This window comes from Ruegeria sp. TASC047 (genome assembly GCF_059612445.1).
In genome coordinates, this window is record NZ_JBXWQP010000019.1 from 466,342 (window position 1) to 490,605 (window position 24,264).

General features: G+C 57.3%; 20 protein-coding genes and 1 tRNA gene. 7 read left to right on the forward strand and 14 right to left on the reverse strand.

Annotated features, from left to right (window positions below; translation table 11 throughout):
* Nucleotides 1-5: 5 nt before the first annotated feature.
* A complete protein-coding gene (gene gltA, locus AC2FLO_RS04845) occupies nucleotides 6-1,301 on the reverse strand; it encodes a citrate synthase (protein ID WP_496751625.1) in 1,296 nt (431 codons plus the stop codon).
* Between the two features lie 121 nt (nucleotides 1,302-1,422).
* A complete protein-coding gene (gene gltX, locus AC2FLO_RS04850) occupies nucleotides 1,423-2,823 on the reverse strand; it encodes a glutamate--tRNA ligase (RefSeq protein ID WP_496811638.1) in 1,401 nt (466 codons plus the stop codon).
* Between the two features lie 78 nt (nucleotides 2,824-2,901).
* Between gltX and AC2FLO_RS04855 the strand changes: the two genes are divergently transcribed.
* Nucleotides 2,902-4,947 carry a ComEC/Rec2 family competence protein gene (locus AC2FLO_RS04855; protein ID WP_496751626.1) on the forward strand — a complete coding sequence of 682 codons (2,046 nt, stop codon included), beginning with the start codon at nucleotides 2,902-2,904 and terminating at the stop codon, nucleotides 4,945-4,947.
* On the opposite strand, the gene lexA is transcribed toward AC2FLO_RS04855, so the two are convergent.
* The 6 genes from lexA to AC2FLO_RS04885 all read right to left on the reverse strand — a co-directional run bounded on the left by lexA (nucleotide 4,944) and on the right by AC2FLO_RS04885 (nucleotide 9,769).
* Complete coding sequence (gene lexA / locus AC2FLO_RS04860) at nucleotides 4,944-5,642, reverse strand: transcriptional repressor LexA (protein WP_496751628.1); 699 nt, start codon at nucleotides 5,640-5,642, stop codon at nucleotides 4,944-4,946. The genes AC2FLO_RS04855 and lexA overlap by 4 nt on opposite strands.
* Nucleotides 5,643-5,720: 78 nt before the next feature.
* Nucleotides 5,721-6,893, reverse strand: coding sequence for a molybdopterin molybdotransferase MoeA (locus AC2FLO_RS04865; RefSeq protein ID WP_496751630.1), 1,173 nt, complete (start codon nucleotides 6,891-6,893; stop codon nucleotides 5,721-5,723).
* A complete protein-coding gene (gene moaC / locus AC2FLO_RS04870) occupies nucleotides 6,890-7,363 on the reverse strand; it encodes a cyclic pyranopterin monophosphate synthase MoaC (protein ID WP_496751632.1) in 474 nt (157 codons plus the stop codon). The genes AC2FLO_RS04865 and moaC overlap by 4 nt, the downstream gene beginning before the upstream one ends.
* Nucleotides 7,363-8,175, reverse strand: coding sequence for an indole-3-glycerol phosphate synthase TrpC (gene trpC / locus AC2FLO_RS04875; RefSeq protein ID WP_496751634.1), 813 nt, complete (start codon nucleotides 8,173-8,175; stop codon nucleotides 7,363-7,365). The genes moaC and trpC overlap by 1 nt, the downstream gene beginning before the upstream one ends.
* Complete coding sequence (gene trpD / locus AC2FLO_RS04880; RefSeq protein WP_496751636.1) at nucleotides 8,172-9,191, reverse strand: anthranilate phosphoribosyltransferase; 1,020 nt, start codon at nucleotides 9,189-9,191, stop codon at nucleotides 8,172-8,174. The genes trpC and trpD overlap by 4 nt, the downstream gene beginning before the upstream one ends.
* Nucleotides 9,188-9,769, reverse strand: a complete 582-nt coding sequence (locus tag AC2FLO_RS04885; protein ID WP_209503818.1) for an anthranilate synthase component II — start codon at nucleotides 9,767-9,769, stop codon at nucleotides 9,188-9,190. The genes trpD and AC2FLO_RS04885 overlap by 4 nt, the downstream gene beginning before the upstream one ends.
* A 199-nt stretch (nucleotides 9,770-9,968) precedes the next feature.
* Between AC2FLO_RS04885 and AC2FLO_RS04890 the strand changes: the two genes are divergently transcribed.
* Nucleotides 9,969-11,396: a divergent polysaccharide deacetylase family protein gene (locus tag AC2FLO_RS04890; RefSeq protein ID WP_496751638.1), complete on the forward strand. Its 1,428-nt coding sequence runs from the start codon at nucleotides 9,969-9,971 to the stop codon at nucleotides 11,394-11,396.
* A 47-nt stretch (nucleotides 11,397-11,443) separates the two neighbouring features.
* Here the strand turns inward: AC2FLO_RS04890 and trpE are convergent, their stop codons facing one another.
* From trpE to fabI, 5 genes are all read right to left on the reverse strand, one after another.
* The gene (gene trpE, locus AC2FLO_RS04895) at nucleotides 11,444-12,955 is read right to left on the reverse strand and encodes an anthranilate synthase component I (RefSeq protein WP_480584485.1); all 1,512 of its coding nucleotides are present in this window, start codon (nucleotides 12,953-12,955) and stop codon (nucleotides 11,444-11,446) included.
* Between the two features lie 11 nt (nucleotides 12,956-12,966).
* Nucleotides 12,967-14,808, reverse strand: a complete 1,842-nt coding sequence (locus AC2FLO_RS04900) for a SurA N-terminal domain-containing protein (RefSeq protein ID WP_496751640.1) — start codon at nucleotides 14,806-14,808, stop codon at nucleotides 12,967-12,969.
* A gap of 80 nt (nucleotides 14,809-14,888) precedes the next feature.
* Entirely contained in the window at nucleotides 14,889-16,064 is a 1,176-nt protein-coding gene (locus AC2FLO_RS04905; RefSeq protein WP_496751642.1) for an aminotransferase, read from the reverse strand.
* 21 nt (nucleotides 16,065-16,085) lie between these two features.
* Nucleotides 16,086-16,595 carry a xanthine phosphoribosyltransferase gene (gpt, locus tag AC2FLO_RS04910; RefSeq protein WP_267365342.1) on the reverse strand — a complete coding sequence of 170 codons (510 nt, stop codon included), beginning with the start codon at nucleotides 16,593-16,595 and terminating at the stop codon, nucleotides 16,086-16,088.
* Nucleotides 16,596-16,599: 4 nt separating this feature from the next.
* Nucleotides 16,600-17,406, reverse strand: a complete 807-nt coding sequence (fabI, locus tag AC2FLO_RS04915; protein ID WP_267365343.1) for an enoyl-ACP reductase FabI — start codon at nucleotides 17,404-17,406, stop codon at nucleotides 16,600-16,602.
* 135 nt (nucleotides 17,407-17,541) lie between these two features.
* Here fabI and pdxH point away from each other — a divergent pair, with 135 nt between their 5' ends.
* From pdxH to AC2FLO_RS04935, 4 genes are all read left to right on the forward strand, one after another.
* The gene (pdxH, locus tag AC2FLO_RS04920; protein ID WP_496751645.1) at nucleotides 17,542-18,147 is read left to right on the forward strand and encodes a pyridoxamine 5'-phosphate oxidase; all 606 of its coding nucleotides are present in this window, start codon (nucleotides 17,542-17,544) and stop codon (nucleotides 18,145-18,147) included.
* 142 nt (nucleotides 18,148-18,289) lie between these two features.
* Entirely contained in the window at nucleotides 18,290-18,796 is a 507-nt protein-coding gene (locus tag AC2FLO_RS04925; protein ID WP_245220458.1) for a cold-shock protein, read from the forward strand.
* Between the two features lie 7 nt (nucleotides 18,797-18,803).
* Nucleotides 18,804-19,271: a DUF192 domain-containing protein gene (locus AC2FLO_RS04930; RefSeq protein ID WP_496751647.1), complete on the forward strand. Its 468-nt coding sequence runs from the start codon at nucleotides 18,804-18,806 to the stop codon at nucleotides 19,269-19,271.
* A gap of 43 nt (nucleotides 19,272-19,314) precedes the next feature.
* Nucleotides 19,315-19,391, forward strand: a tRNA-Pro gene (locus AC2FLO_RS04935).
* A gap of 14 nt (nucleotides 19,392-19,405) precedes the next feature.
* Here AC2FLO_RS04935 and AC2FLO_RS04940 read toward each other — a convergent pair.
* Nucleotides 19,406-19,840 (reverse strand): hypothetical protein, encoded by a 435-nt coding sequence (locus AC2FLO_RS04940; protein WP_496751649.1) that lies wholly within the window; start codon nucleotides 19,838-19,840, stop codon nucleotides 19,406-19,408.
* Nucleotides 19,841-20,381: 541 nt separating this feature from the next.
* On the opposite strand from AC2FLO_RS04940, the gene AC2FLO_RS04945 reads away from it, so the two are divergent.
* Nucleotides 20,382-24,002, forward strand: a complete 3,621-nt coding sequence (locus tag AC2FLO_RS04945) for a vitamin B12-dependent ribonucleotide reductase (protein WP_496751651.1) — start codon at nucleotides 20,382-20,384, stop codon at nucleotides 24,000-24,002.
* The last annotated feature ends 262 nt before the right edge of the window (nucleotides 24,003-24,264 follow it).

Genomic DNA, 24,264 nt, shown 5'->3' on the forward strand with positions numbered 1-24,264 from the left:
ACGGCTCAGCGGTTTTCGATGTCTACGTAGTCGCGCAGCGTCTCACCCAGATACAGCTGACGCGGACGGCCGATCTTGTTCTGTGGATCTTCAATCATCTCTTTCCACTGGCTTACCCAGCCAACGGTCCGTGAAAGTGCGAAGATTGGTGTGAACATTGAGGTCGGGAAACCCATCGCCTCGAGGATGATGCCCGAATAGAAGTCAACGTTCGGGAACAGCTTTTTGTCGGCGAAATACGGGTCTTCCAGCGCTTCGCGTTCCAGCTCTTTAGCGACCTGCAGTTTCGGGTTGTCTTCAATGCCCAGAAGATCCAGAACCTCGTCGGCCGACTGCTTCATCACCTTGGCCCGTGGGTCAAAGTTTTTGTACACGCGGTGGCCAAAGCCCATCAGGCGGAACGGGTCGTTCTTGTCTTTGGCGCGGGCGATAAATTCGGGAATGCGATCAACGGTACCGATCTCTTCCAACATCTCCAGACATGCCTGGTTGGCGCCACCATGGGACGGTCCCCACAAGCAGGCAATGCCGGCGGCGATGCATGCAAACGGATTTGCGCCCGATGAGGATGCCAAACGCACGGTAGACGTTGACGCATTCTGCTCGTGGTCCGCGTGAAGCGTGAAGATACGGTCCATCGCGCGGCTGAGGATCGGGTTGACCTCATATTCTTCGGCGGGAACGCTGAAACACATGCGCAGGAAGTTCGACGCATAATCCAAGTCATTGCGCGGATACACGAAGGGCTGCCCTGTGTGGTATTTGAAAGCCCATGCTGCGATTGTCGGCATTTTGGCGATCAGGCGATGCGATGCGACCTCGCGCTGGTGCGGGTCCGCGATATCGGTCGAATCGTGATAGAAGGCCGACATCGCGCCGACAACACCGACCATGATGGCCATCGGGTGCGCGTCGCGGCGGAAACCACGGTAGAAATACTGCATCTGCTCATGCAGCATGGTGTGGCGGGTGATTGTGGTTTCGAATTTCTCCAGATCTTTTGCGACCGGCAGCTCTCCGTAGAGCAGAAGGTAGCAGACCTCAAGAAAGTGCGATTTTTCGGCCAGTTGGTCGATTGGATAGCCGCGGTGCAGCAACTCGCCTTTTTCACCATCGATAAAGGTTATGGTGCTGTCGCAGCTTGCTGTCGAAGTGAAACCGGGGTCATAGGTGAATACACCTGCCTGACCGTAAAGCTTTCGAATATCAATGATATCCGGACCGGCGGTCGGGGAATGAACCGGCAACTCATACTCTTTGCCGTGAACGGTCAGAGTGGCTGTTTTGTTGCTGTCAGTCATGGTTATCCCTTCTTCATTCATGCGCACGCCAAAGAAACCTCGGGCAGTGCGGGCAACGACTGCGCGCTTTGGCGCAGTCCGGGTGTTAGCGGAGCAGCGTTACCCGTTTATGAAATTCGGGTTACTTCGCTGCTTCTGAAAGCCGCGCCAGGGTTTCATCCCGTCCCAGCACAAGCATCATGTCAAAAACCGAAGGCGTGACGGCCCGACCCGCCAACGCGGCCCTGAGCGGGCCAGCCAGCTTGCCGAACGTGAGCTCCTTTGTCTCGGCAAAGGAATTCAGGGTCTCCTCCAGTTCGTTCCGAGACCAGCTAGCATTTTGCAGCTGCGGCGTCAATTCTCCCAGTATACCGTCGGATACAGATGCCAGCGCCTTTGCCGCTTTCCCGTCGGGAGCAATCGGGCGTTCTGTCAGAACAAAATGAGCCTTTTCAAGGAGTTCAGGAAAAGTCCGCGCCCGATCCTTGAGGCAATACATCGCACGTTCCAAATCACTGGATTGTGAATCTGTCAGGGGCGGTAAAGCGGCTGCGGCCAAGTACGCTTCGATTTCACGCCGCAGCGCAGCATCATCAGAGATGGCGATGTGTTGACCACACAGGTTTTCCAATTTTTTCAGATCAAACCGGGCAGGGCTTTTGCCGATGCCGTTCAGATCAAACCAGTCCTTTGCCTGTGCATCCGTAAAGAATTCATCGTCACCATGACTCCAGCCCAAGCGGGCCAGATAGTTGCGCATTCCAGCGGCGGGATAGCCCATGGCCTGATATTCCTGCGCGCCAAGCGCGCCATGGCGTTTGGACAGTTTCTTACCTTCTGGCCCGTGGATCAGCGGAATATGGGCCCAGACCGGAACATCCCAGCCCATCGCCTCGTAAATCATCATCTGGCGCGCCGCGTTATTGAGGTGATCGTCGCCGCGAATGACATGGGTAACACCCATATCATGATCGTCGACCACCACCGCCAGCATGTAGACCGGTGTCCCGTCGGAACGCAGCAAAACCATGTCATCCAGTTGGTCGTTGCGAATGGTCACGTTGCCCTGAACCTGATCGCGGATCACTGTTGTGCCGTCTTGCGGAGCCTTGATGCGAACGACAAATGGCAGGTCGGGATGTGCTGAAGGATCAGCGTCACGCCAGGGGCTGCGGAACAGGGTCGACTTGCCCTCGGCCCGTGCCTGTTCCCGAAAGGCGGCAATTTCGTCCTGCGTCGAGAAGCATTTATATGCCTTTCCCTCGGCCAGAAGCTGGTGCGCGACTTCAGCATGCCGGGCAGCTCCTTCGAACTGGCTGATTACATCGCCATCATGGTCCAGTCCCAGCCATTCCATGCCCTGAAGGATCGCGGCGGTCGCCTCGGGGGTCGAGCGTTCCCGGTCGGTGTCTTCGATCCGCAGCAGGAACTTTCCACCACGTCCGCGGGCGTAAAGCCAGTTGAACAATGCGGTGCGCGCGCCACCGATGTGCAGAAAACCTGTGGGCGATGGGGCAAAACGTGTGACGACCTGTTCGGACATGTTGAGGATTAACCTTTTGGTAACCGTATCTGGCATAGTTTGACGCCTGTCTAACGAGCCCGAAGGACGGGGGCAACCATGCGTGTTCTTGCACGGGTCGAGGCCGCGCTGCTGCACCAGACAGGTTACCTGTTTCCGTGGACGCCAGTCATGCTGGCAACGGGGATCGGTCTCTATTTCGGTGCCCGGAGCGAGCCCGGCTGGCCGGTATATGCAGGTCTGTGTTGCTTGTTCCTGGCTCTTTTTGCCTTAAGCCGCCGGCTGCCACCGGGGGTGGGAACGTTAGCGACCGGGGGGGCGCTGATTGCAGTCGGTGTTATACTGGCAGATACTCGCGCCCATATGGTGGCAGAACCGGTTCTGTCCTGGCGGTACTATGGTCCTGTCGAGGGGAGGGTCGTCGCCATGGATCGGTCTGCCTCGGATGCGTTGCGGTTGACGCTCGATCAGGTGCGCGTAGGGGACGTACCGAATGAGCGCAGGCCGCAACGCATCCGTCTTTCTGTTCATGGCGCGACAGACCCTTTTGCGCCTGGGCAACGGATCATGACCACAGCGCATCTTTCGCCACCGCAGGGCCCGGTTGAACCTGGCGGGTTCGATTTTCGTCGCCATGCCTGGTTTCAGGGGCTGGGTGCAGTCGGGTATACCCGCGTTCCTGTTTTGACGATTGCGCCAGCCAAAGACGGTATTGGCGGTGTTCGAATTACCGCAATCCGAATGGCGATATCGCGGCGAGTGAATCAAATCCTGCCCGGAGAAATCGGTGGGTTTGCTGCTGCCGTCACCACAGGTGATCGCAGTGGTATGGGGCAAGAGACGCTCTTGGCCTTGCGCGCGTCGAACCTGGCGCATTTGCTTGCCATTTCCGGACTTCACATGGGGTTACTGACGGGTTTTGTTTTTGTGGCCTGTCGCATTGGTTTTTCACTGATCCCCTACGTGGCATTGAGGCTACCTGTTCGAGATGTTGCGGCTGTGTTCGCGCTGATCGCGGCAACGCTCTATTTGCTGTTGTCCGGCGGGAATATCGCAACCGAACGCGCCTATGTCATGGTCAGTGTCATGCTGGGGGCCGTGTTGATCGACAGGCGTGCGATTTCATTGCGTGCGGTTTCTGTTGCTGCGCTGATCGTTCTGGTTCTTTGGCCCGAGTCGCTGCTTAGCCCAGGGTTTCAGATGTCCTTTGCCGCAACGACAGCATTGGTCGCCGTCTTCGGTGCATTGCAAAAGGTGGGTCCGTTACCGGGCCCGAATTGGTTAAAACCGATTGCTGGCGTGGTTATGTCCTCGGCGATAGCCGGGCTTGCCACGGCCCCAATTGGCGCTGCGCATTTCAATACGATGTCTCACTATGGATTGCTGGCGAATCTGCTGTCCGTGCCCGTGATGGGCCTTGTTGTTGTACCTGCGGCAGTTGTCGCCGCACTGGCGGCCCCATTTGGGTTGGAGGCTTTTCCGCTGACCGTTATGGGCTGGGCGTTGCATTGGATCCTTGGGGTTTCAAACTGGGTGTCTCATCTGGGCGGTGCTCAGGGTTTTGTAGTCAGTCCGCCCTGGTATGTATTGCCACTTGTTGCTGTTGGGGCTTTGTGGCTGGCCTTGTGGCAAGGGCGCGCGCGTTGGTACGGGGTCGGGCCCGTCATTCTGTCATTTGTGCTTTGGAACTCGGGCCACAGGCCAGATGTTCTGATTGCAGAAAACGGAGGGTTGGTCGGTGTAATGACCCCTCAGGGCCGGGCCCTGAGTAAAAGCAAAGGCAGTGGGTTTGTTGCCAGAGTCTGGCTGGAGAATGACGGTGACGGCGCGGATCAGATCGCGGCAGCAGGCAGATGGCCGGATAGCAGCACCGTTCAGCGGTACACTTATCAGGACAAGGAAATTATCCATATCTCGGGCAAAAGGGCTGCGCGCAAGTTTGACGAATGCGAAGGCAACCAGATTATTGTTTCGACGGTCGCGCTGCCCCTTGCGGGTGCGTGCGCCGTCTTCGATCCGGATGATCTGAGCGAAACCGGCAGCCTGTCATTGTCGGACGGAAAACTGACTTCTAGCGCAGAACTGACAGGCCAACGGCTCTGGTCCCCGAAGCCCGCCGGGGACCGTCGTTTGAAGCAGGATTAATAGGCGCGGATCAGACCGACTAGGCGACCCTGAACCTTGACCATTTCTTCGGGAAGAACGCGCGTCTCATAAGCCGGGTTGGCCGCTTCGAGTGCAATAGCGTTGCCGCGGCGGAAAAAGCGTTTCAGCGTCGCTTCCTGATCTTCTACCAGTGCAACCACGATATCTCCGTTATCAGCAGTCGCGGTTTCGCGGATGACAACCACATCCCCGTCGTTGATGCCCGCGTCGATCATCGAGTCGCCGCGAACCTCTAGCGCATAGTGCTGGCCTTTTCCGGAAACCATGGGGCCGGGGACCGCTACGTGATGGGACACGTGGCTGATCGCCTCAATGGGGACACCCGCCGCGATCCGACCCATCACCGGCAATTCCAGCGCATCCACAGCAACCGGCTCAATATTGGTCGGGCGGGGGCCCTTGGGCCTGTCACCCTCGATCACGCGGGGTGAAAAACCGGCAGTTGGTTCACCGCCAAGGCTTTCGGGAAGTTTCACAATTTCAATCGCGCGGGCACGATGCGCGAGGCGACGAATAAAGCCACGTTCCTCCAGTGCAGTGATCAGCCTGTGGATGCCGGATTTCGACCGCAGGTCAAGCGCGGCCTTCATTTCATCGAAACTGGGCGGAACACCGTCCGCCTGCACGCGTTTTTGGATGAATTTCAACAAATCCAATTGCTTCTTGGTCAGCATTGCTCACACCTCGTCGCTCATGCGTTTTCTTTTGTTCTACGCATGTTCACGTTTTGTGTCAATGAATTTGGGCGAAGTTCAGATCGGCAGGTACTGAACCGTTTCCCCGGTCTTGCGGGCGGGATCGTTCGGGGGACGGACCAAAAGGGCGTTTGCCTGCGCCAGAACGCTAAGGAGAGAGCTGTCCTGATCTGCACAGGCCTGGATACCCGTTTCGCCCAGAACCGCGCGCATGTAATGCTCGCGCGGGCCGTTTTCTGTCAGTGGTTCGGTCAAGCGGGCAGACCGAAAGGGTGGCAGAACCAATTCCAGCCCCAGCATCCGGCGCACCATCGGGGCAAGGAACAGATAGCCACAGACCATCGCGCTGACCGGGTTCCCAGGAAGTCCGACCATCGCGGTGCCACCCATGCGACCAGCCATCAGGGGTTTTCCGGGGCGCATTCGGATCTTGTAGAAAGACCGATCCATCCCCAAACCCTGCGATACATCAGACACAAGGTCGTAGTAACCAACCGACGCACCGCCAATCGTCACGACGAGATCGGCCCCTCGCGCCAGGTCAAACGCAGTCTCAAGCGATGAAACCGTGTCCCGTGCAATCGGAAGGACACGAACCACAGCACCGAGCCCCTCAAGCAATGCCCGCAATCCAAACGTGTTCGACGCGATAATCTGGTCCGGTCCCGGTTCTTCGCCAGGCATGACAAGTTCGTCGCCGGTCGAGATCAGGGCAATCACGGGTTTTCGAGAAACCGGGACCTGCGCGATATTCATCGCAGCCATCAGGGCAACGTCTTCGGCGCGGATCATACGCGGTGCCGTGATGGGCGTGCCTGCCATGAAATCCACACCGGCAGGGCGGATGTTTGTTTTGGGGCCGGGGTCGTCTGTGATCGTGATCAGATCGCCACGCCGGTCGGTATCTTCCTGAATCACAACGAAGTCTGCGCCCTCGGGAACCGGAGCGCCGGTAAAGATACGTACGGCCTGACCGGGGCCTACTGAGCCGTCGAAACGACGGCCCGCGGCGGATTCTCCCACCACTTTGAACATGGCATGAAGCTCGACTTCGTCGGCTTTGACGGCATAGCCATCCATCGATGATGCGGCGAAAGGAGGCTGGTCGCGCGTTGCCACAACCTCGTGTGACAGAACACGTCCCGCAGACTGGTCCAGAGGAACCTGTTCCGAAGGTAGAGGACTGACAAGATCGAACAGCAGGGCGCGCGCTTCTTCGACGGTAATCATTTCGCCTCGTAACGTCCTGATTTTCCGCCGTCTTTGAGGCTTACATGAATGCCGCCAATTTCCATCGCTTTGTCGACGGCCTTGGTCATGTCGTATACAGTCAAGGCTGCGGTGGAAACGGCGGTCAGGGCCTCCATTTCAACACCGGTTTGACCTGACGTCTTGACTGTCGCTTCGATCTGAACACCCGGCAGATCCGGGTCGAGGGTCAGTTCAACGGCAACCTTGGTCACCGGCAAAGGATGGCAGAGCGGGACCAGATCCGGTGTCTTCTTTGCCCCCATGATACCGGCCAGGCGGGCAACGCCCAAAACATCGCCCTTTGCCGCGCGTTGTTCTGAAATGATTTCATAGGTTTCCGGTGCCATCTTCACGTGACCTACAGCCACGGCTATGCGATCTGTGACCTCTTTGCCCGAGACGTCGACCATATGCGCCTGACCTTGAGCATCGAAATGGGTCAGCGGCATCACATCACTCCGGGGATAAGCGGATTGGACAGGATGTGTCGGGTGGCCGCTTCGACATCGTCCTGGCGCATCAGGCTTTCGCCGATCAAAAAACACCGGGCGCCATAGCGCGCAATATCCCGCAAATCTTCCGGGCTGCCCAACCCGCTTTCACACACGATAGTACGGTCTGCCGGTACCAGTTTGGACAGGCGTCGTGTTGTATCAAGAGTGGTCTCGAAGGTCTTGAGATTGCGGTTATTTATACCGATCAATGGGCTTTTCAGTTGGGCTGCGCGTTCAAGCTCGGCTTGGTCGTGCACCTCAATCAGAACATCCATCTCCCAATCAAATGCGGTCTGTTCCAACTCGGCTGCCTGATCATCGCTGACGGATGCCATGATGATCAGAATACAGTCGGCTTCCAAAGCACGTGCCTCGACCACCTGATAAGGGTCATACATGAAATCCTTGCGCAAAGCGGGCAGAGATGTCGCGTTACGCGCTTGTGTCAGATATTCCTTGGCACCCTGAAAGCTTGGCGTGTCGGTGAGCACGGACAAACACGCAGCACCGCCTTCTTCATATGCCTTGGCCAAGGCAGGCGGGTCAAAATCAGGCCGGATCAAACCCTTGGAGGGGCTGGCTTTCTTGACCTCAGCGATCAGGCCGTAACCTTGCCGGGACGCAGCTTGAAGCGCTGCGGCAAACCCGCGGGTTTCCGAAGCGGCACGTGCTTCACTTTCCAGCGTTTCCAAGGACTTCTGAGCCTTGTCTGCTGAGATTTCTTCCAGTTTGTAGGCTTTGATCTTGTCCAGAACGGTTTCGGTCATGCGGCCTCCTGAGTCTTGGCGGCCAAGGCCGTGATTTTGTTTTTGGCTTCGCTGCTGTCGATGCTCTCGGCGGCCATGGCCACACCTTCGCGCAGATCACTTGCCGCATCAGCGACAACCAATGCCGCGGCAGAGTTCAGCAACACTGCGTCACGATACGCGGACGGGGCGCCGTCCAGCAGCGCACGAAATGCGATGGCGTTCTCTTCAGGGGTTCCACCGAGGATGTCTTCGAAAGGGTGCACAGGCAGGCCAGCATCCTCGGGGTGCAGCTCGACCTCTTTGATCACGTCATCTTCCAAAGCGGCGACCCAGCTGATACCGGTGATCGTCAACTCGTCTGTCCCGTCCGATCCGTGTACCAGCCACGCGCGGTCTGACCCCAGCAAGCCTAGTGTTTCAGCCATGGGGCGGATCAGCTCGCGGCTAAAGGCGCCGGTCAGTTGCCGTTTGACACCGGCAGGGTTGGTCAGCGGGCCCAGGATATTGAAAATCGTGCGCGTTCCCAGTTCCTGCCGTGAAGGCATAACATGCGCAATGGCCGGGTGATGCATCGGTGCCATCATGAAGCCGATACCGACATCTTTCAGAGCATTTTCAACAACTTGTGGTCCAACCATAACGTTGATACCCATTTGCCCCAATGCATCCGCTGCGCCGGATTTGGAGCTTAGGTTGCGGTTGCCGTGTTTAGCGACTGTCACGCCAGCACCTGCGACGACAAATGCAGTCGCGGTCGAGATGTTCAGGGTGCCTTTCCCGTCTCCGCCGGTGCCAACGATGTCGATCGCTCCGTCGGGTGCGCGCACGGCATTGCACTTGGCGCGCATCACAGCCGCGGCCGCGGCATATTCATCAACCGTTTCCCCCCTTGTACGCATGGCCATCAACAGCCCGCCAATCTGGCTTGGCGTGGCTTCGCCGTTGAACAGGATGCCAAAGGCAGTCTCGGCCTCTTTACGGGTCAGCGGACGATCGGCGGCTGCTCCAATCAGCGGTTTCAGCGCGTCGCTCATGCGGGGACTTTCAGTTCTTGCAGGAAATTCTTGAGAAGGGCGTGACCATGCTCGGACGCAATCGATTCAGGGTGGAACTGAACACCGTGAATAGGCAATTCCCTGTGTTGCAGCCCCATGATCGTGCCGTCTTCCAGCTCGGCTGTGATCTCAAGACAGTCGGGCAGTGTCTCGCGCTCGACCACCAGTGAATGGTAGCGTGTGGCTTCAAAGGGCGATGGAAGGCCAGCAAAGACGCCTTTTCCGGTGTGGTGCATGATGCCCATCTTGCCATGCACAATTTCGTGGCATCTAACAACCTTGCCACCGAATGCCTGTCCGATGGTCTGATGCCCAAGACAAACCCCCAAAAGAGGTGTTTTTGTCTCGGCGGCGGCTTCGGTCAGAGCCAGACAGATGCCCGCCTGATCCGGGTCGCAGGGGCCGGGGCTTAGCAGGATTCCAGCCGGGTTCATGGCCATTGCTTCCTGTACATCCAGCGCATCATTGCGGCGAATGACCATTTCGGCACCAAGTTCGCCCAAATAATGTACCAAATTGTAGGTAAACGAGTCGTAGTTGTCGATCAGCAGCAGCATATGGGCACTTATCTTCGCTTGGGCATTTCGGGCTGGCGATGCAACCCCGGGCCACGGTATAATGTCCGCACATACATGCTCAGGCTTGGGCGGCAGCGTCAAGAGGACTTACGGTTTCTGACGCCTCCAATTGACCGAGCGCCACACCAGATGGCGCAGAGCAGGGCGAGGCAGGGAAAAGAGGCGAAAGGCAGGAAATATGGGCGGATTTTTCGGAGGAATGGTCGCAGGGGCGATCGTTGTTTTGATCTTGGGTGCGGTCGTGTCGCTCAACACGCCGATGGTCAAGACACCGGTTGTTGCGACCGAAGCACCAGCGCCGACGATTTCAGAAACACCAGAGGCGCCTACTGAACTTGCCGAGGGCGTTTCTGATGCCGATCTGGTGGAACTGGCCCCGCGTGCGCCAGAAGCCGCCGATAATGCCAACGAAGATCTGGCCGATTTGTCCGGGTTGGAAGCGTCATCCGAGCCGCAGCCCGAGGTTGGCAAAGCGGCTGAGGCCCCGAACGAGCCCGCTGCAACGGTGGCGACCGAGGTGTCCGTCATGACCGAAGCCCCCGCTGCGCCGCCCGAGCCTAGCCAGGTACCCGCAGTTCAGCAGGAACAGTCCGTGCCGGTTGTAATTGATGAAACCCCCACGCCGCCGACCGAGTCTGACACAACCGAGGTCGCAGTTCTTGAGCCCGAACCAAATCCGTTGCCACAGGTCGAGGCTGAACCACAAACAAAAGACACTACGACTGATAATTCATTTGAAAGCAGTCCGATTGCGGTGGAAGGGGATGAAGATACCTTGCCCCGTGAGCTTCCGCGTATTGCTGCGCTGCCTCAGATCGGGGGAGAACAGGAAGAAAGTGCCAGTTCGATTGTCGGAAAACGTATCCTGCCGTTGACGGAACGCGATGATGAGCCTGTTGCAGAACAGACGATTTCCGAACAGCCATCTGCGGAAAAACCGATTGAACGTTTTGCCGCCAAGTTCGAGAACCCGGAATCTAAGCCGCTGATGTCGATCATTCTGATTGATGACGAAGGCGCATTCGGCGCCGAAGCGTTGCAGGATTTCCCTTACCCGATCAGCTTTGCCGTGAACCCGTCTGATCCGGATGCGGCGGAAAAGATGGCACGGCACCGCGCGGCTGGGTTTGAAGTTCTGGCCCTTGCGGACTTGCCCGAGGCAGCAAGCGCGCAGGATGCCGAAGTTTCCTTGTCTGTGTGGCTGGACACCTTGCCTGAAACAGTGGGTATTCTGGAAGGCGTGAACAGCGGCATTCAGGGAAATCGCAAGCTGGCCGATCAGGTCGCGGCGATTGCCGCCGGTACCGGACGCGGGTTGATCACACAGGACAATGGGCTGAACACTGTCCAGAAGTTGGCGGTTCGCAATGGCATTCCGTCCAGCGTTGTGTTCCGCGATATCGATGGGGCGCGACAGGATCCCAGAATCATGCGCCGGTTCCTGGATCAGGCCGCGTTCCGGGCAGGTCAGGAAGGAACCGTTGTCATGCTGGGGCGGGTACGGCCCGAGACAATCTCGGCCCTGTTGCTGTGGGGTCTTGAGGATCGTGGCAGCCGGGTGGCGATGGCACCGATCTCGGCCGTCTTGATGAAACAGGTACAGTGACAGCTTGAAACAGGGCGGTGATCAATTGATCAGCCGCCCTTGTTTTTTTAACTGTTGCCGTTTCCGGTGAACCGAGCGGCATCTTCCGCCGCGCGCCGAATGGCGTTTGACTTATGGACAGTCTCCATGAACTCGGCCTCGGGGTCGCTGTCATAGACAACACCGCCGCCAGCCTGAATATAGAGTTTCTGATCCTTCACGATGGCCGTGCGCAGGGCAATGCACATGTCCATGTCACCGCCTGCGCTGAAATAGCCAACACCACCGCCATAGACGCCGCGTTTTTCCGGCTCAAGCTCGTCAATGATCTCCATCGCCCGCACTTTCGGCGCACCCGAGACGGTGCCCGCAGGCATCCCGGCAAAGAAGGCGTCCAGCGCATCTTTGTCTTCCGCCAGCTCACCCACCACGTTCGACACGATGTGCATCACATGGCTGTAGCGTTCGATGATGAACTCTTCGGTCGGGCGAACTGTGCCGATTTTGGACACGCGGCCGGTATCATTGCGCCCGAGGTCCAGAAGCATGAGATGTTCGGCTAGCTCTTTCTTATCGGCCAGCAGGTCAAGCTCGTTCGCCTTGTCTTCCTCGGGGGTCGCGCCACGGGGACGGGTGCCTGCAATCGGGCGAATGGTGACTTCGCTGCCGAACACCCGCACCAGAATCTCGGGGCTGGCCCCAACGACCTGAAAACCGCCGAAGTTGAAGTAGAACATAAACGGCGAGGGGTTGGTGCGCCGCAGCGAACGATAAAGCGCAAAAGGTGGCAGCGGAAAATCCTGCGTCCAACGCTGCGCTGGAACTACCTGGAAGATATCGCCAGCACGGATGTATTCCTTGGCCTTTTCTACTGCTTCCATATAGCCGGATTTGGTGAAGTTCGACACCGGCGCCGCAATTTCGCGCGCGTCGCCCAGATCACGGGTTTCGGCGGGCATCGCACGTTCCAGATCGCGGACCGCATCCATCACACGCTCGGCCGCCTGCGCATAGGCAGCTTTGGCAGATTGACCGTCGCTGGCCCAGGCGGGTGAAACCACCGTCACCTCGCCTTTGACGCCATCCAATACAGCGACAACAGACGGGCGCAACATGATCGCATCTGGCAGTCCCAGCGGATCGGGGTTCACGTTCGGCAGGTATTCGACCAGCCGGACCATGTCATAGCCCAGATATCCAAACAGTCCGGCGGCAGCCTGAGGTAGGTCGTCTGGCAGTTCAATACGGCTTTCGGCCAGCAAGGCACGCAGATTGTCCATCGGATTGCCGTCCTGCGCAGCAAAGGCGTCGGCGTCGAACCGCGCCGAGCGGTTCAACTCGGACGTTTCACCGTGACAGCGCCAGATCAGGTCCGGTTTCATGCCGATGATCGAATAGCGGCCACGCACCTCACCGCCCGTAACCGACTCCAGCATGAACGCATCTTTCTGCGCTCCCGTCAGTTTGAGCATCAACGATACGGGTGTGTCCAGATCGGCGGCGAGACGTGTGTAAACCACCTGGTTTTCGCCCGCTTCATAGGCGCGTGCGAAGGTATCGAAATCGGGTGTCAGGGCCATCTTGGTCTCGCTTAAAAGCTCGCCTGCACGGCGTTTAGCGCCTGCTGATCCACGACCGGGCGGGCGCGGGTCTGAGCGTCCCGTACGTATGCGTCAAAAATATTCTGCGACAGCGCCTGATCCATCTGCGTTGCCAGTGCGTCGCGCAACCGGCGCAGCTCGTCGGAATCCTCGGGGGGCAGAACCTCGTCCAGACGCACCAGCAAGGCTGCACCATTTCCACCAATGACGCGCAACTCACCGAGTTCCATCTGAAACACTTCATTCATGAAACTGGCGGGGACGTCATCAAGAAACGCGGTACGCGTCAGTGCGTTTTCAACGCGGAAGGGCAGGCCAGTCGCAGCGAAGTCACCATCAGTGGCCAGTTGGCTCAGTGCGGCGTTTGCTTTGTCCAGCAAGGCTTTGTTGGTCTCCGCCTGTACCCAGGCAGCGGCGACACGGTCGCGTGCGCTTTCCAGCGGTTCAGGGCGACGCGGCAGAACGTCGTTCAGGCGCAAGGCAAAGATCGATCCATCTTCGAGAAATGCGATTTCAGGGAAATCTCCTTCTTGCACGGCTTCGGCCGCCGCGCGGAACCCGTCATAGGCCGCTATGTTCTCGGCGCTGTCTCGGGTCCAGTCGATCTGACCCAGTTCCATTTCGGTTTCACTTGCCAGTTCTTCCAGAGTCGCACCGCCAGCCAGCATGTCGTTTATGTCTTCGGACTGAGACTCGATCAGGCGGCGGGCGCGTTCTGTCGCCAGTTCTTCGCGCAGGGCCGGTTCGGCCTCCTCAAAGGGAACGCTGTTTGCAGCCAGGGATCCGTTGACACGGAACAGGGCAGGGCCAAATACCGAAGGCAGAGGGCCAACAACAGCATCAAGCTCTGCCGCGAACACGGCGTCGGCGGCCTCGCCCAGATCCTCACGTGTCAGGTCGCCTAGATCGATATCGGAAAGTTCTAGATCACGATCGCGAACCAGTTGTTCAAAGGTCGTTCCGCCGACCTCAAGTTGCGCCTTGGCGTCGTTGGCTGCTTGTTCATCCGGGAAATTCAGGCGCTCGACCAGACGGCGTTCCGGTTGATTATATTCGTCCGACCGCTCTTCAAAAAGCTTGCGAAGGGAATCTTCGTCAACCTTAACTGTGTCCACCAACATGGCCGGAGACAGAATCGCATAAGTCAGCTTTTTTGTACGGGGCAGGGTGAACTGTTCAGCGTTTTCGTCATAGAAGGTCTGAATCTGCGCGTCAGTCGGCTCGGCCACGGGGGTTTCCAATGACTCGGTCCCTGCCGCCGCAACGGTAAAGCTGCGACGGGCGCCAATGTAGTTGGCCATCGTTTCTGTCACGGTGGCAGGCATTTCCACACCCCCCATGATCGCACCTTGAACGATCGTACGGGCGGATTCTTTGCGCAGGTCCGTCTCGAACTCGGAATCCGTCATGCCGACTTGTTCAAGCTGAAAGCGGTATGCCTCGCGGTCGAAACTGCCGTCTACGCCCTGAAAGGCCGGAACTGACACGATCTCTTTTTGCAGGTTCTCATCCCCTATGGAAATCCCAAGCTGGCTCACCTCGTTGTCCAGCGCCGCCAAGGCCGTCAGGCGGGCAAGCGCGTTTCGGTCCAGCCCCAGATCCCGTGCCTGCGACATTTGCAGGGGCTGACCCGATTGCGCCTCAACCGCGCGGATCTCGCGCTGCAACTCGCGGACAAAGTCATCGATCGAGATGCTTTCATCACCAACCTGCGCCACGGTACGGACTGTGCCGCTCAGGTTGACGGCACCGAACCCCGCGAGCCCCAGCATGAGCATGCCCATCAGAATCCAGACAAAGGTTTTCGAAAGACTTTTAGCGCCTGCGGCCATGGTGCCCTCTTGTTATTACGGCAGCGTTCTGCCCTGTCGGTTGCCGCCTTGAATACGACGCACACCGCCGGGGGGCAAGCTTAGAAGGACAGGCCCTGCAACCGTTCGAACAATTGGCCCAAACCTGTGCGGTCGAGGTTGGCGAAGGCAATGCGCACTTGCCGTTTCCCGTCCGGGTGGTGATCGGGCATGAACATGGTACCGGGCAATAGCAGAACACCGGCTTCACGCACCAAACGCCGGGCAAGTTCGTCGGACGGAATGTCAAACGGATGCTCCAGATAGGCGAAATACGCCCCAAGTCCCAAAAGACGCCAGCCTTTGGCTTCCAGTGCGGGTATCCTCTCAAGGATGGCAGCGCGGCGGTCGAGTATTTCGTCGCGTTCGCCCGCCAGCCATTGCGACAAGTTTTGCATACCCCAAAGCGCGGCGAACTGTCCGATCTGACCGGGGCAAATGGCAACAGTGTCGAGAAACTTCTCGACCTCAGCCAGAAGTGCGGTGCCCGTTGCAATTGCGCCGACCCTGTGGCCCGTCAGCCTGTAGGCCTTGGAGAAGGAATAAAGGTGGATCAGCGTCTGATCCCAGTCTGGTTGCTGGAACAGGTCATGTGGTGGCCCGCTGCGACTGTCGAAGTCACGGTAGGTTTCGTCGACGATCAGGTGAATCCCGGTTTCGCTCGCAAGCTCAAAGAAGGCGCGGACAAGGTCTGCCGGGTATTCAACGCCGCCGGGATTGTTGGGCGTGACCAGAGCGATGGCGCGTGTTTTGTCCGTGATCAGCGCGCGTGCGCGCTCAGGATCGGGCAGCAAATCGTCGCCGGTCTTCAGGTCCACAGCGTGGACACCTGACATATCCAGCCACATTTTATGATTGAAATACCAAGGGGTTGGTAGAATGACCTCATCCCCTTCACCGGTGATGGCCGATATCACTGCTGAAAACGCCTGATTGCAGCCTGAGGTAATTGCAACATCAGATGCCTCAACCCTTGCTGCGTAATGCGCGCTGATCTGCGCAGCCAGTTCCGCGCGAAGATCGTCATTTCCCAGCACAGGGCCATAAAGATGCGCATGGTCTTCGCGTACGGTAAATTCGGCCATAGCCTCGCGCAAGGCCAGCGGCGGCGGGTCAACCGGCGCCGCCTGGCTTACGTTGATCAGCGGGCGTTCGGGTGGGAACGTAACGCCCTCGAGCCATCGGCGCGCTTCCATCACTGGCGGCGCGAATGTTGCGGCGGTACGGCTGAGCGTCATGTGCTGCCTACTGATCTGGTTTCAATCGGTGCCGCGATAGGGCTCGACATATTGAAGGGCCATGTCCCACGGGAAAAAGATCCACGTGTCCTGACTGACTTCGGTGATGAACGTATCCACCATAGGGCGTCCCTTGGGCTTGGCATAAACCGTCGCAAAATGCGCGTTCGGATACATCTCTCTAACCAGTTCCAGGGTTTTCCCGCTGTCCACAAGATCGTCGATGATCAGAATTCCGGTTCCGTCGCCCATTAACTTGGCATCGGGTGCTTTCAGAACTTCCGCCTCACCCTGAGCTTGATGGTGGTAGGATTTGACGCTGACCGTATCGACGGTACGAATATCCAGTTCACGACTGACGATCATTGCAGGGGCCATGCCGCCACGGGTGATTGCCACAACAGCACGCCAGCTGCCATCATCGGGGCCTTGCCCGTCCAGACGCCACGCCAATGCGCGCGAGTCGCGGTGGATCTGGTCCCAGCTGATGTGAAATCCTTTTTCGTGCGGCAGGCGGTCCTTAGCGCTCATGTTCTTAACCTTTTTCCACGTCAGGGGCGTCAACGGCCTTCATTCCGACAATATGGTAACCCGAATCCACGTGCAGATTCTCTCCGGTGACGCCGCTGCTGAGGTCCGACAGCAGGTACAGGGCCGACTTGCCGACATCGTCAATGGTCACGTTGCGGCGCAGCGGAGAGTTGTACTCGTTCCATTTCATGATGTAGCGAAAATCGCCAATGCCACTGGCAGCCAGGGTTTTGATCGGGCCGGCCGAGATCGCGTTCACGCGAATACCGTCCTTGCCCAGGTCTTCGGCCAGGTATTTGACCGACGCTTCCAGAGCGGCCTTTGCAACACCCATCACGTTATAGTGGGGCATCACCTGCTCGGCTCCGTAATAGGTCAGTGTTATGGCACTGCCGCCTTCGGACATCATCTTTTCCGCGCGCTGCATAACCGCGGTGAACGAATAGACGGAGACATCCATCGTCAGCGTGAAATTGGCCCGGCTGGTATCCACATAACGTCCACGCAATTCGTTCTTGTCAGAAAAACCGATGGCGTGAACGATAAAGTCCAGCTTGCCCCATTTCTCTTCCAGCGCCGAGAAAAGCCCATCAATTGAAGCCTCATCGCTCACGTCGCAGGGCAGAACGATTTCGCTGCCTAATTGCGCAGCCAGCGGGTCCACACGTTTTTTTAAAGCGTCACCCTGATAAGAAAAGGCAAGTTCAGCTCCGGCTTCGGACAAGGCGCGGGCGATTCCCCATGCGATTGATTTGTCATTGGCCAGTCCCATGATGAGGCCACGTTTGCCGGCCATCAACTGATTTGACATGTTTGGTTCTCCGCCTGTCTTCGCGTTAGATTGGCATGGTTTATGCCATTGGTAGCGCTGCATCAAGGCCGTGCGCTCTTGCTCGCAGCGGGTTCTCGCCTTAGGCTCGTCATTAATACTTTCCAGGGGATGGAAATGACCGAGCGTGATGGCATCTTTGCTGGCTCCGATCCGTTTGAAATTGCGGCCCGGTGGTTAGCTGAGGCTGAAGAAACTGAATTGAATGATCCGAATGCGATTGCGCTTGCAACCGTTGGCCCGGACGGTTTGCCAAATGCACGCATGGTTCTGCTGAAGGAAATCGAAGCGGATTCATTTGTATTCTATACAAACTACGAAAGCGTCAAAGCGAACGAGCTGGATACGTCGGAAAAAGCTGCATTTGTCATGCATTGGAAATCTTTGCGGCGTCAACTTCGCGTTCGTGGTACAATATGTCGTGAAAACGGGCCCCAGGCTGATGCGTATTATGCATCAAGGTCATTGAAAAGCCGTTTGGGTGCCTGGGCTTCAAAGCAGTCACAACCGCTTTCAAGTCGGACAGCTTTGATGGCAGAGGTCGCGAAAGTGACCGCTAAACTTGGGCCGAATCCACCTCGTCCTCCATTCTGGGGCGGGTACCGATTAACGCCGACAGAGATTGAGTTCTGGGCCGATGGAGCATTTCGCTTGCATGACCGGTTCAGATGGCAACGAATTGAGCCGGGATCGGCATGGCATGTTGAAAGGTTGAATCCATGACGTTCACGTGTCGTGAAATGCAACAAGCAGAAAGTAAACAATTTTTTCGGCTTGAAATTGTCTGCCATTCCCATAAACAACAGACCCTTAACGAACTGCTAAAATTCGCGATGGGAAAACCGTGCCAGAAGACCTGAACAACATGTATCGCGTCCGTGGACACGTGAAATGGTTCGATCCCGCCAAGGGATACGGCTTTGTTGTGTCTGACGAAGGCGGCCCGGATATTCTGTTGCACGTTAACGTATTGCGCAATTTCGGCCAAAGTTCCGTCGCGGACGGAGCGGGTATCGAGATCATGACACACCGCACGGACAGAGGTGTTCAGGCGGTTGAGGTTGTTGCAATTGACCCGCCAGCGCGCGCCGAGTCGATGATGTTGGCCGATTTCGCCGAGTTGGATCCGGACGCTATCGCAGAAGCCCCTCTGGAGGCCGCGCGGGTGAAGTGGTTCGACAAAGGCAAGGGCTTCGGGTTCGCAAATGTTTTTGGGCGCGGTGAAGACGTATTCTTGCATATCGAAGTGTTGCGGCGCTCGGGGCTTGCTGACCTCCAGCCCGGAGAGGCGCTTGCGATGCGCGTAATTGATGGCAAGCGCGGCCGAATGGCGGCGCAGGTTCTCGCCTGGGAAGCCGCGCTGGACGGCTGACACTTCGATGACTCGTTTTCTGGTATTCTGGACACTTCTGATCACACTGTGGACAGGGGGAGCGTTTGCTGCGTGCAGCGTTGATCATATCACTCTCCGAAACGACAGCGCGACAATCCGATTTGACGTGGAAATGGCGGTTACGCCTCAGGAACGGTCAAAGGGGTTGATGTTTCGCGAGTCGTTGCCGAATCGATCCGGTATGCTGTTCGTGTTCGACCCACCGCAACCTGTCGCGTTCTGGATGAAGAACACACTGATTCCGCTCGACATGATATTTCTGGACCGTACGGGCACAGTGACACATGTGCATGAGAGAGCGATTCCCGGCGATCTGACACCGATTGAAGGTGGGGATGCCGTTTTCGCGGTGCTGGAAATCAATGCCGGATTGTCCGCACGCTACTCTATCGGCGTCGGCACTCAGATGCAGCACGAAATTTTTTCGCAAGGTCCTGCGATTTGGCCCTGTTAGGGCTTTTCAAATCAGATTGTCATCGTTAGGAAGGCGCACGGTCCGGGGCGTGGCGCAGTCTGGTAGCGCACCTGTTTTGGGTACAGGGGGTCGTAGGTTCGAATCCTGCCGCCCCGACCACTTCCTTCACATACTCATGTGGGCGTGCCGCCCATCGCCAGATACAGCGAGCTGATCGCCTGATCCAGCGCGTCACTTTCCAGTGGAACCTCAACGATTTGGCCGGTTTTCTGCGGCACTTTAAAGTACGATCGTGCGTCAACGCGATAGCCGGAACCTGTTTTTGACGATGTCAGGCGCATGACACTCTGGGGCAGGTCTTGCGGAAATCCGTCATAGTTCAGAATCAAATAGGCTGCCGCTTTTGGGGGCAGATACTCGCTGCATTCAAAAGCCTGGTCGCTGATTTTTTCAAAGACCTTACCGGGACCAGAACAACTGGTTTCGAATGCCTCAAATAACCTTCTAGGATGGGTTTCGAACAGCGCGCTACGTGACGGGGTGGGCGTTTCTTGTGGCGTGCAGGCCACGATACAGGCCAACGCGGGGATAAAGCGAAGCAACTTCATTCGTTTGGCCTTTCTCATTCCAAAGTGAACCTTTGGTTGTTCAACGTGGGTTCGCCAGACCCGGCGAAGATGATTCCTTTGCAGCCTAACCAGCGCGACGTTGGTTGATCAAATACAGATAACTATGCTGGTAAAAACGGTAATTCGATTTGAGGCTTCGAGTCGTGACCTGAAATTTACCGCAGGCGAGCCTGTGGAGGAATCGTACCCTGAGTTTCACTCCCCTCGTGTCTGGGTCCGGTCAACAAAAAAGATTTCAAATTTGGCTGAAAAAGGGCGTTGACCTTCTATGGCAATATACGCCAAATTGTATGAGCCGAAGAGATTGCCACAATATCTGGTGTTCAAGCCGGGACGGCAACAGGCGAGGGTCGGATAAGCACAGTCTATTAACGTGCAGCCGTTGTAACGGCTTTTTCGCTGTCTAATGCAGCGACCAGTACCTTTGCGCGCTTCTGTCGGCGTTGCGGGTGGTGCTCCGCAACTCAAAATGTAGTGCCGTGAACCGAAAATTAGGCGGAATTTAACTAGGGCTGCGGACATGAAGATTGAAAGAAAATTCACCAAACCAGATCAGGATGCCTATTCGGAACTGGATTTTGTGTCCGCGACATCTGAAATCCGCAATCCCGACGGCACCATTGTATTCCGCCTGGAAGGGATCGAAGTTCCAACATCCTGGTCGCAGGTGGCAAGTGACGTAATCGCCCAGAAATACTTTCGCAAAGCTGGTGTTCCGTCCAAACTGAAGAAAGTTAAGGAAAAAGACGTACCCGAATTCCTTTGGCGGTCGGTTCCCGCTGAAGATGCTGAATTCGAGGGCGAAATTTCCTCCAAGCAGGTCTTTGACCGGCTGGCCGGTGCGTGGGCATACTGGGGATGGAAAGGTGGCTACTTTTCGACTGAAGAGGATGCGCGCGCCTATTTCGACGAGATGCGGTACATGCTGGCGACTCAGCGCGCCGCGCCAAACAGCCCGCAATGGTTCAATACTGGCCTGCACTGGGCCTATGGAATCGACGGCCCGGCGCAAGGGCACCACTATGTCGACTACAAGACCGGCAAACTGACCAAATCCAAATCCGCCTACGAGCATCCGCAGCCACATGCCTGCTTCATCCAGTCCGTCGATGATGATCTGGTGAACGAAGGCGGCATCATGGATCTATGGGTGCGCGAGGCACGGTTGTTCAAATACGGCTCGGGTACCGGGACCAATTTCAGCCATCTGCGCGCAGAAGGCGAGGCACTGTCGGGTGGCGGCAAATCCTCGGGCCTGATGGGCTTTCTCAAGATCGGCGACCGCGCCGCTGGCGCAATCAAATCAGGCGGGACAACCCGTCGGGCAGCAAAGATGGTTATTGTCGATGCGGATCACCCCGATATCGAACAATTCATCGAATGGAAGGTAATCGAAGAGCAGAAAGTGGCCTCGATAGTTGCCGGATCGAAGATGCACGAGAAGATGCTGAACGGTATTTTCGAGGCCATTCGCTCATGGGACGGTACTGCCGAAGATGCCTATGATCCCAATAAAAACGACGCGCTGAAAAAAGCGATCCGCGAAGCGAAAAAAGTCGCAATCCCGGAGACTTACATCAAGCGCGTGCTGGATTATGCCAAGCAGGGTCACGACAGTATCGAATTCCCGACATATGACACGGATTGGGATTCAGAAGCTTACAGCTCAGTCTCGGGGCAGAATTCGAACAACTCGATCCGCGTGACCAACGGGTTTCTGACCGCGGTGGAAAAAGACGCGGATTGGGAACTGATCAACCGCACCGACGGGAAGGTCGCCAAGACCGTCAAAGCGAGGGATCTGTGGGAAAAGGTCGGTCACGCCGCATGGGCCTGTGCGGATCCGGGTATCCAGTTCCACGACACTGTCAACGAGTGGCACACATGCCCCGAAGATGGTGAAATTCGCGGATCGAATCCGTGTTCGGAATACATGTTCCTGGATGACACGGCCTGTAATCTGGCCTCGATGAACCTGCTGACCTTCCTCAAGGATGGTGAGTTCCAGGCAGCCGACTACATGCACGCCTCGCGCCTGTGGACCCTGACGCTGGAAATCTCGGTGACCATGGCGCAATTCCCGTCAAAGGAAATCGCGCAGCTGTCGTACGACTTCCGCACTCTGGGCCTGGGTTACGCAAACATTGGCGGCCTGTTGATGAACATGGGCTACAGCTACGACTCGGATGAGGGCAGGGCGATCTGTGGTGCGCTGACCGCGATCATGACCGGTGTGGCATATGCCACTTCAGCTGAAATTGCCGGTGAGCTTGGCCCGTTCAAGGGATACAAGCGCAATGCCGAGCATATGCTGCGCGTCATCCGCAACCATCGCCGCGCGGCGCAGGGTGTGACCGAGGGGTACGAGAAACTGGCCGTCAAGCCGGTACCTCTGGACCATGGCAACTGCCCCGACAAGCGTCTGGTCGATCTGGCCATGTCGGCCTGGGACGAGGCGCTGAGCCTTGGCGAGCAGAACGGTTACCGCAACGCACAGGCCACGGTGATTGCACCCACCGGTACCATCGGTCTGGTGATGGATTGCGATACAACGGGGATCGAGCCCGATTTTGCGCTGGTCAAGTTCAAGAAACTGGCAGGCGGCGGTTACTTCAAGATCATCAACCGTTCGGTACCTTCTGCGCTAGAAAAGCTTGGCTATTCCTCGTCGCAGATTGAAGAGATCGTATCCTATGCCGTTGGTCACGGCACCATCGGCAACGCGCCGGGGATCAACCACACCTCGTTGACCGGCCACGGCTTTGGGGCCAATGAACTGGCCAAGGTGGACGCCGCGCTGGAAAGCGCCTTTGACATCCGGTTCGTCTTCAACCAATGGACCTTGGGCGAAGATTTCTGCACCGGCGTTCTGGGCATTCCGGCGACAAAGCTGAATGACCCTACCTTTGATTTGCTGCGCCATCTGGGGTTCACCCGCGCGGATATCGACGCGGCCAACGACCATGTCTGCGGAACCATGACGCTGGAAGGTGCACCGCATCTGAAGGAAGAACACTACGCGATCTTCGACTGCGCTAATCCGTGCGGCAAGAAAGGCAAGCGTTTCCTTGGGGTTGACAGCCACATCACCATGATGGCCGCAGCGCAAAGCTTTATTTCGGGCGCGATCAGCAAAACGATCAACATGCCGAATGATGCGACAATCGAGGATTGCCAGAAGGCCTATGAACTCAGCTGGTCGCTGGGTGTGAAAGCCAACGCGCTGTACCGCGACGGCTCGAAACTGTCTCAGCCTCTTGCGGCTGCGCTGGTTGAGGATGATGACGAGGCAGCCGAGGTGCTGGAAAGCGGCTCTGCTCAGGAAAAAGCCGTCGTTCTTGCCGAAAAGGTGATCGAAAAGGTTGTGGTCAAGGAAATCATCCGCAGCCATCGCGAGAAACTGCCGCACCGCCGCAAGGGGTATACTCAGAAGGCCATCGTTGGCGGCCACAAAGTGTACCTGCGCACGGGTGAGTTTGAAGACGGTCAATTGGGCGAGATTTTCATCGACATGCACAAGGAAGGTGCTGGCTTCCGGGCGATGATGAACAACTTTGCCATCGCTGTGTCGGTTGGTTTGCAATATGGCGTGCCGCTGGAAGAGTTTGTCGACGCCTTCACCTTTACCAAGTTCGAACCGGCAGGGATGGTTCAGGGCAACGACTCGATCAAGAACGCGACTTCGATCCTGGATTACATCTTCCGCGAACTGGCCGTGTCTTATCTGGACCGTACCGATCTCGCCCATGTGAAACCCGAGGGTGCTACCTTTGATGATCTTGGCCGCGGAGAAGAGGAAGGCGTTTCCAATGTCTCGGAAATCAGTGAAACTGCGGCGTCCAAGTCTTTGGAAGTGTTGAAACAAATCAGCTCGACCGGGTATCTGCGCAAGCGTCTGCCGCAGGATTTGATGGTGTTAAACGGCAGTTATGGCGACGTGGCCGGAATGTCGGAAACAGCAACTGTGTTCGAAGCGCCTGCCACCGAAACGGCAGTGGCAACCGGAATGGACGCCCGCACCAAAGCCAAGATGCAGGGCTATGAGGGCGACCCCTGTGGCGAATGCGGAAACTACACGCTGGTGCGTAACGGCACTTGCATGAAGTGCAACACCTGCGGCGCGACAAGCGGGTGTAGCTGACTTTAACGCCCCGGCACCCCGGGGCGTAGGGGTCGGACGCTGCCCTAAGTAACCGACCCCGACGAATACGGAGAACAGGTCTGAGACTTACCGACTGACCTTTCTCCACTCGGCCGACATGCCCGTGTTGGCCGGGAACAGGGTGGGGCGGAATATTTGCTCCCTCCCACTCTTTCACGGGGCGGGTGCGCTCGCCCCATGCGCAGTCCAGGCCGCAGGCAAAAAAACACCGGGCGGTCAACGAAATGAGCCTGGAAGGCGA

Coding starts and splice junctions, on each gene's coding strand:
- fabI (WP_267365343.1), bottom strand. CDS start 17,406: ATGTCAAATCAGTTGATGGCCGGCAAACGTGGCCTCATCATGGGACTG.
- AC2FLO_RS04865 (WP_496751630.1), bottom strand. CDS start 6,893: ATGATTACCGTCGAAGAAGCGCGCGCCCTGCTGTTCGATCTTGTCAGT.
- trpD (WP_496751636.1), bottom strand. CDS start 9,191: ATGAGCGACGCGCTGAAACCGCTGATTGGAGCAGCCGCCGATCGTCCG.
- AC2FLO_RS04855 (WP_496751626.1), top strand. CDS start 2,902: ATGCGTGTTCTTGCACGGGTCGAGGCCGCGCTGCTGCACCAGACAGGT.
- AC2FLO_RS04885 (WP_209503818.1), bottom strand. CDS start 9,769: ATGCTGCTGCTGATCGACAACTACGACTCGTTTACCTACAATTTGGTA.
- lexA (WP_496751628.1), bottom strand. CDS start 5,642: ATGCTGACCAAGAAGCAATTGGATTTGTTGAAATTCATCCAAAAACGC.
- AC2FLO_RS04940 (WP_496751649.1), bottom strand. CDS start 19,840: ATGAAGTTGCTTCGCTTTATCCCCGCGTTGGCCTGTATCGTGGCCTGC.
- trpC (WP_496751634.1), bottom strand. CDS start 8,175: ATGACCGAAACCGTTCTGGACAAGATCAAAGCCTACAAACTGGAAGAA.
- AC2FLO_RS04945 (WP_496751651.1), top strand. CDS start 20,382: ATGAAGATTGAAAGAAAATTCACCAAACCAGATCAGGATGCCTATTCG.
- gltX (WP_496811638.1), bottom strand. CDS start 2,823: ATGTCCGAACAGGTCGTCACACGTTTTGCCCCATCGCCCACAGGTTTT.
- gpt (WP_267365342.1), bottom strand. CDS start 16,595: ATGAGCGCTAAGGACCGCCTGCCGCACGAAAAAGGATTTCACATCAGC.
- gltA (WP_496751625.1), bottom strand. CDS start 1,301: ATGACTGACAGCAACAAAACAGCCACTCTGACCGTTCACGGCAAAGAG.
- AC2FLO_RS04905 (WP_496751642.1), bottom strand. CDS start 16,064: ATGACGCTCAGCCGTACCGCCGCAACATTCGCGCCGCCAGTGATGGAA.
- moaC (WP_496751632.1), bottom strand. CDS start 7,363: ATGCCGCTGACCCATTTCGATGCTCAAGGTCAGGCGCATATGGTCGAC.
- AC2FLO_RS04900 (WP_496751640.1), bottom strand. CDS start 14,808: ATGGCCGCAGGCGCTAAAAGTCTTTCGAAAACCTTTGTCTGGATTCTG.
- pdxH (WP_496751645.1), top strand. CDS start 17,542: ATGACCGAGCGTGATGGCATCTTTGCTGGCTCCGATCCGTTTGAAATT.
- AC2FLO_RS04930 (WP_496751647.1), top strand. CDS start 18,804: ATGACTCGTTTTCTGGTATTCTGGACACTTCTGATCACACTGTGGACA.
- AC2FLO_RS04925 (WP_245220458.1), top strand. CDS start 18,290: ATGTATCGCGTCCGTGGACACGTGAAATGGTTCGATCCCGCCAAGGGA.
- trpE (WP_480584485.1), bottom strand. CDS start 12,955: ATGGCCCTGACACCCGATTTCGATACCTTCGCACGCGCCTATGAAGCG.
- AC2FLO_RS04890 (WP_496751638.1), top strand. CDS start 9,969: ATGGGCGGATTTTTCGGAGGAATGGTCGCAGGGGCGATCGTTGTTTTG.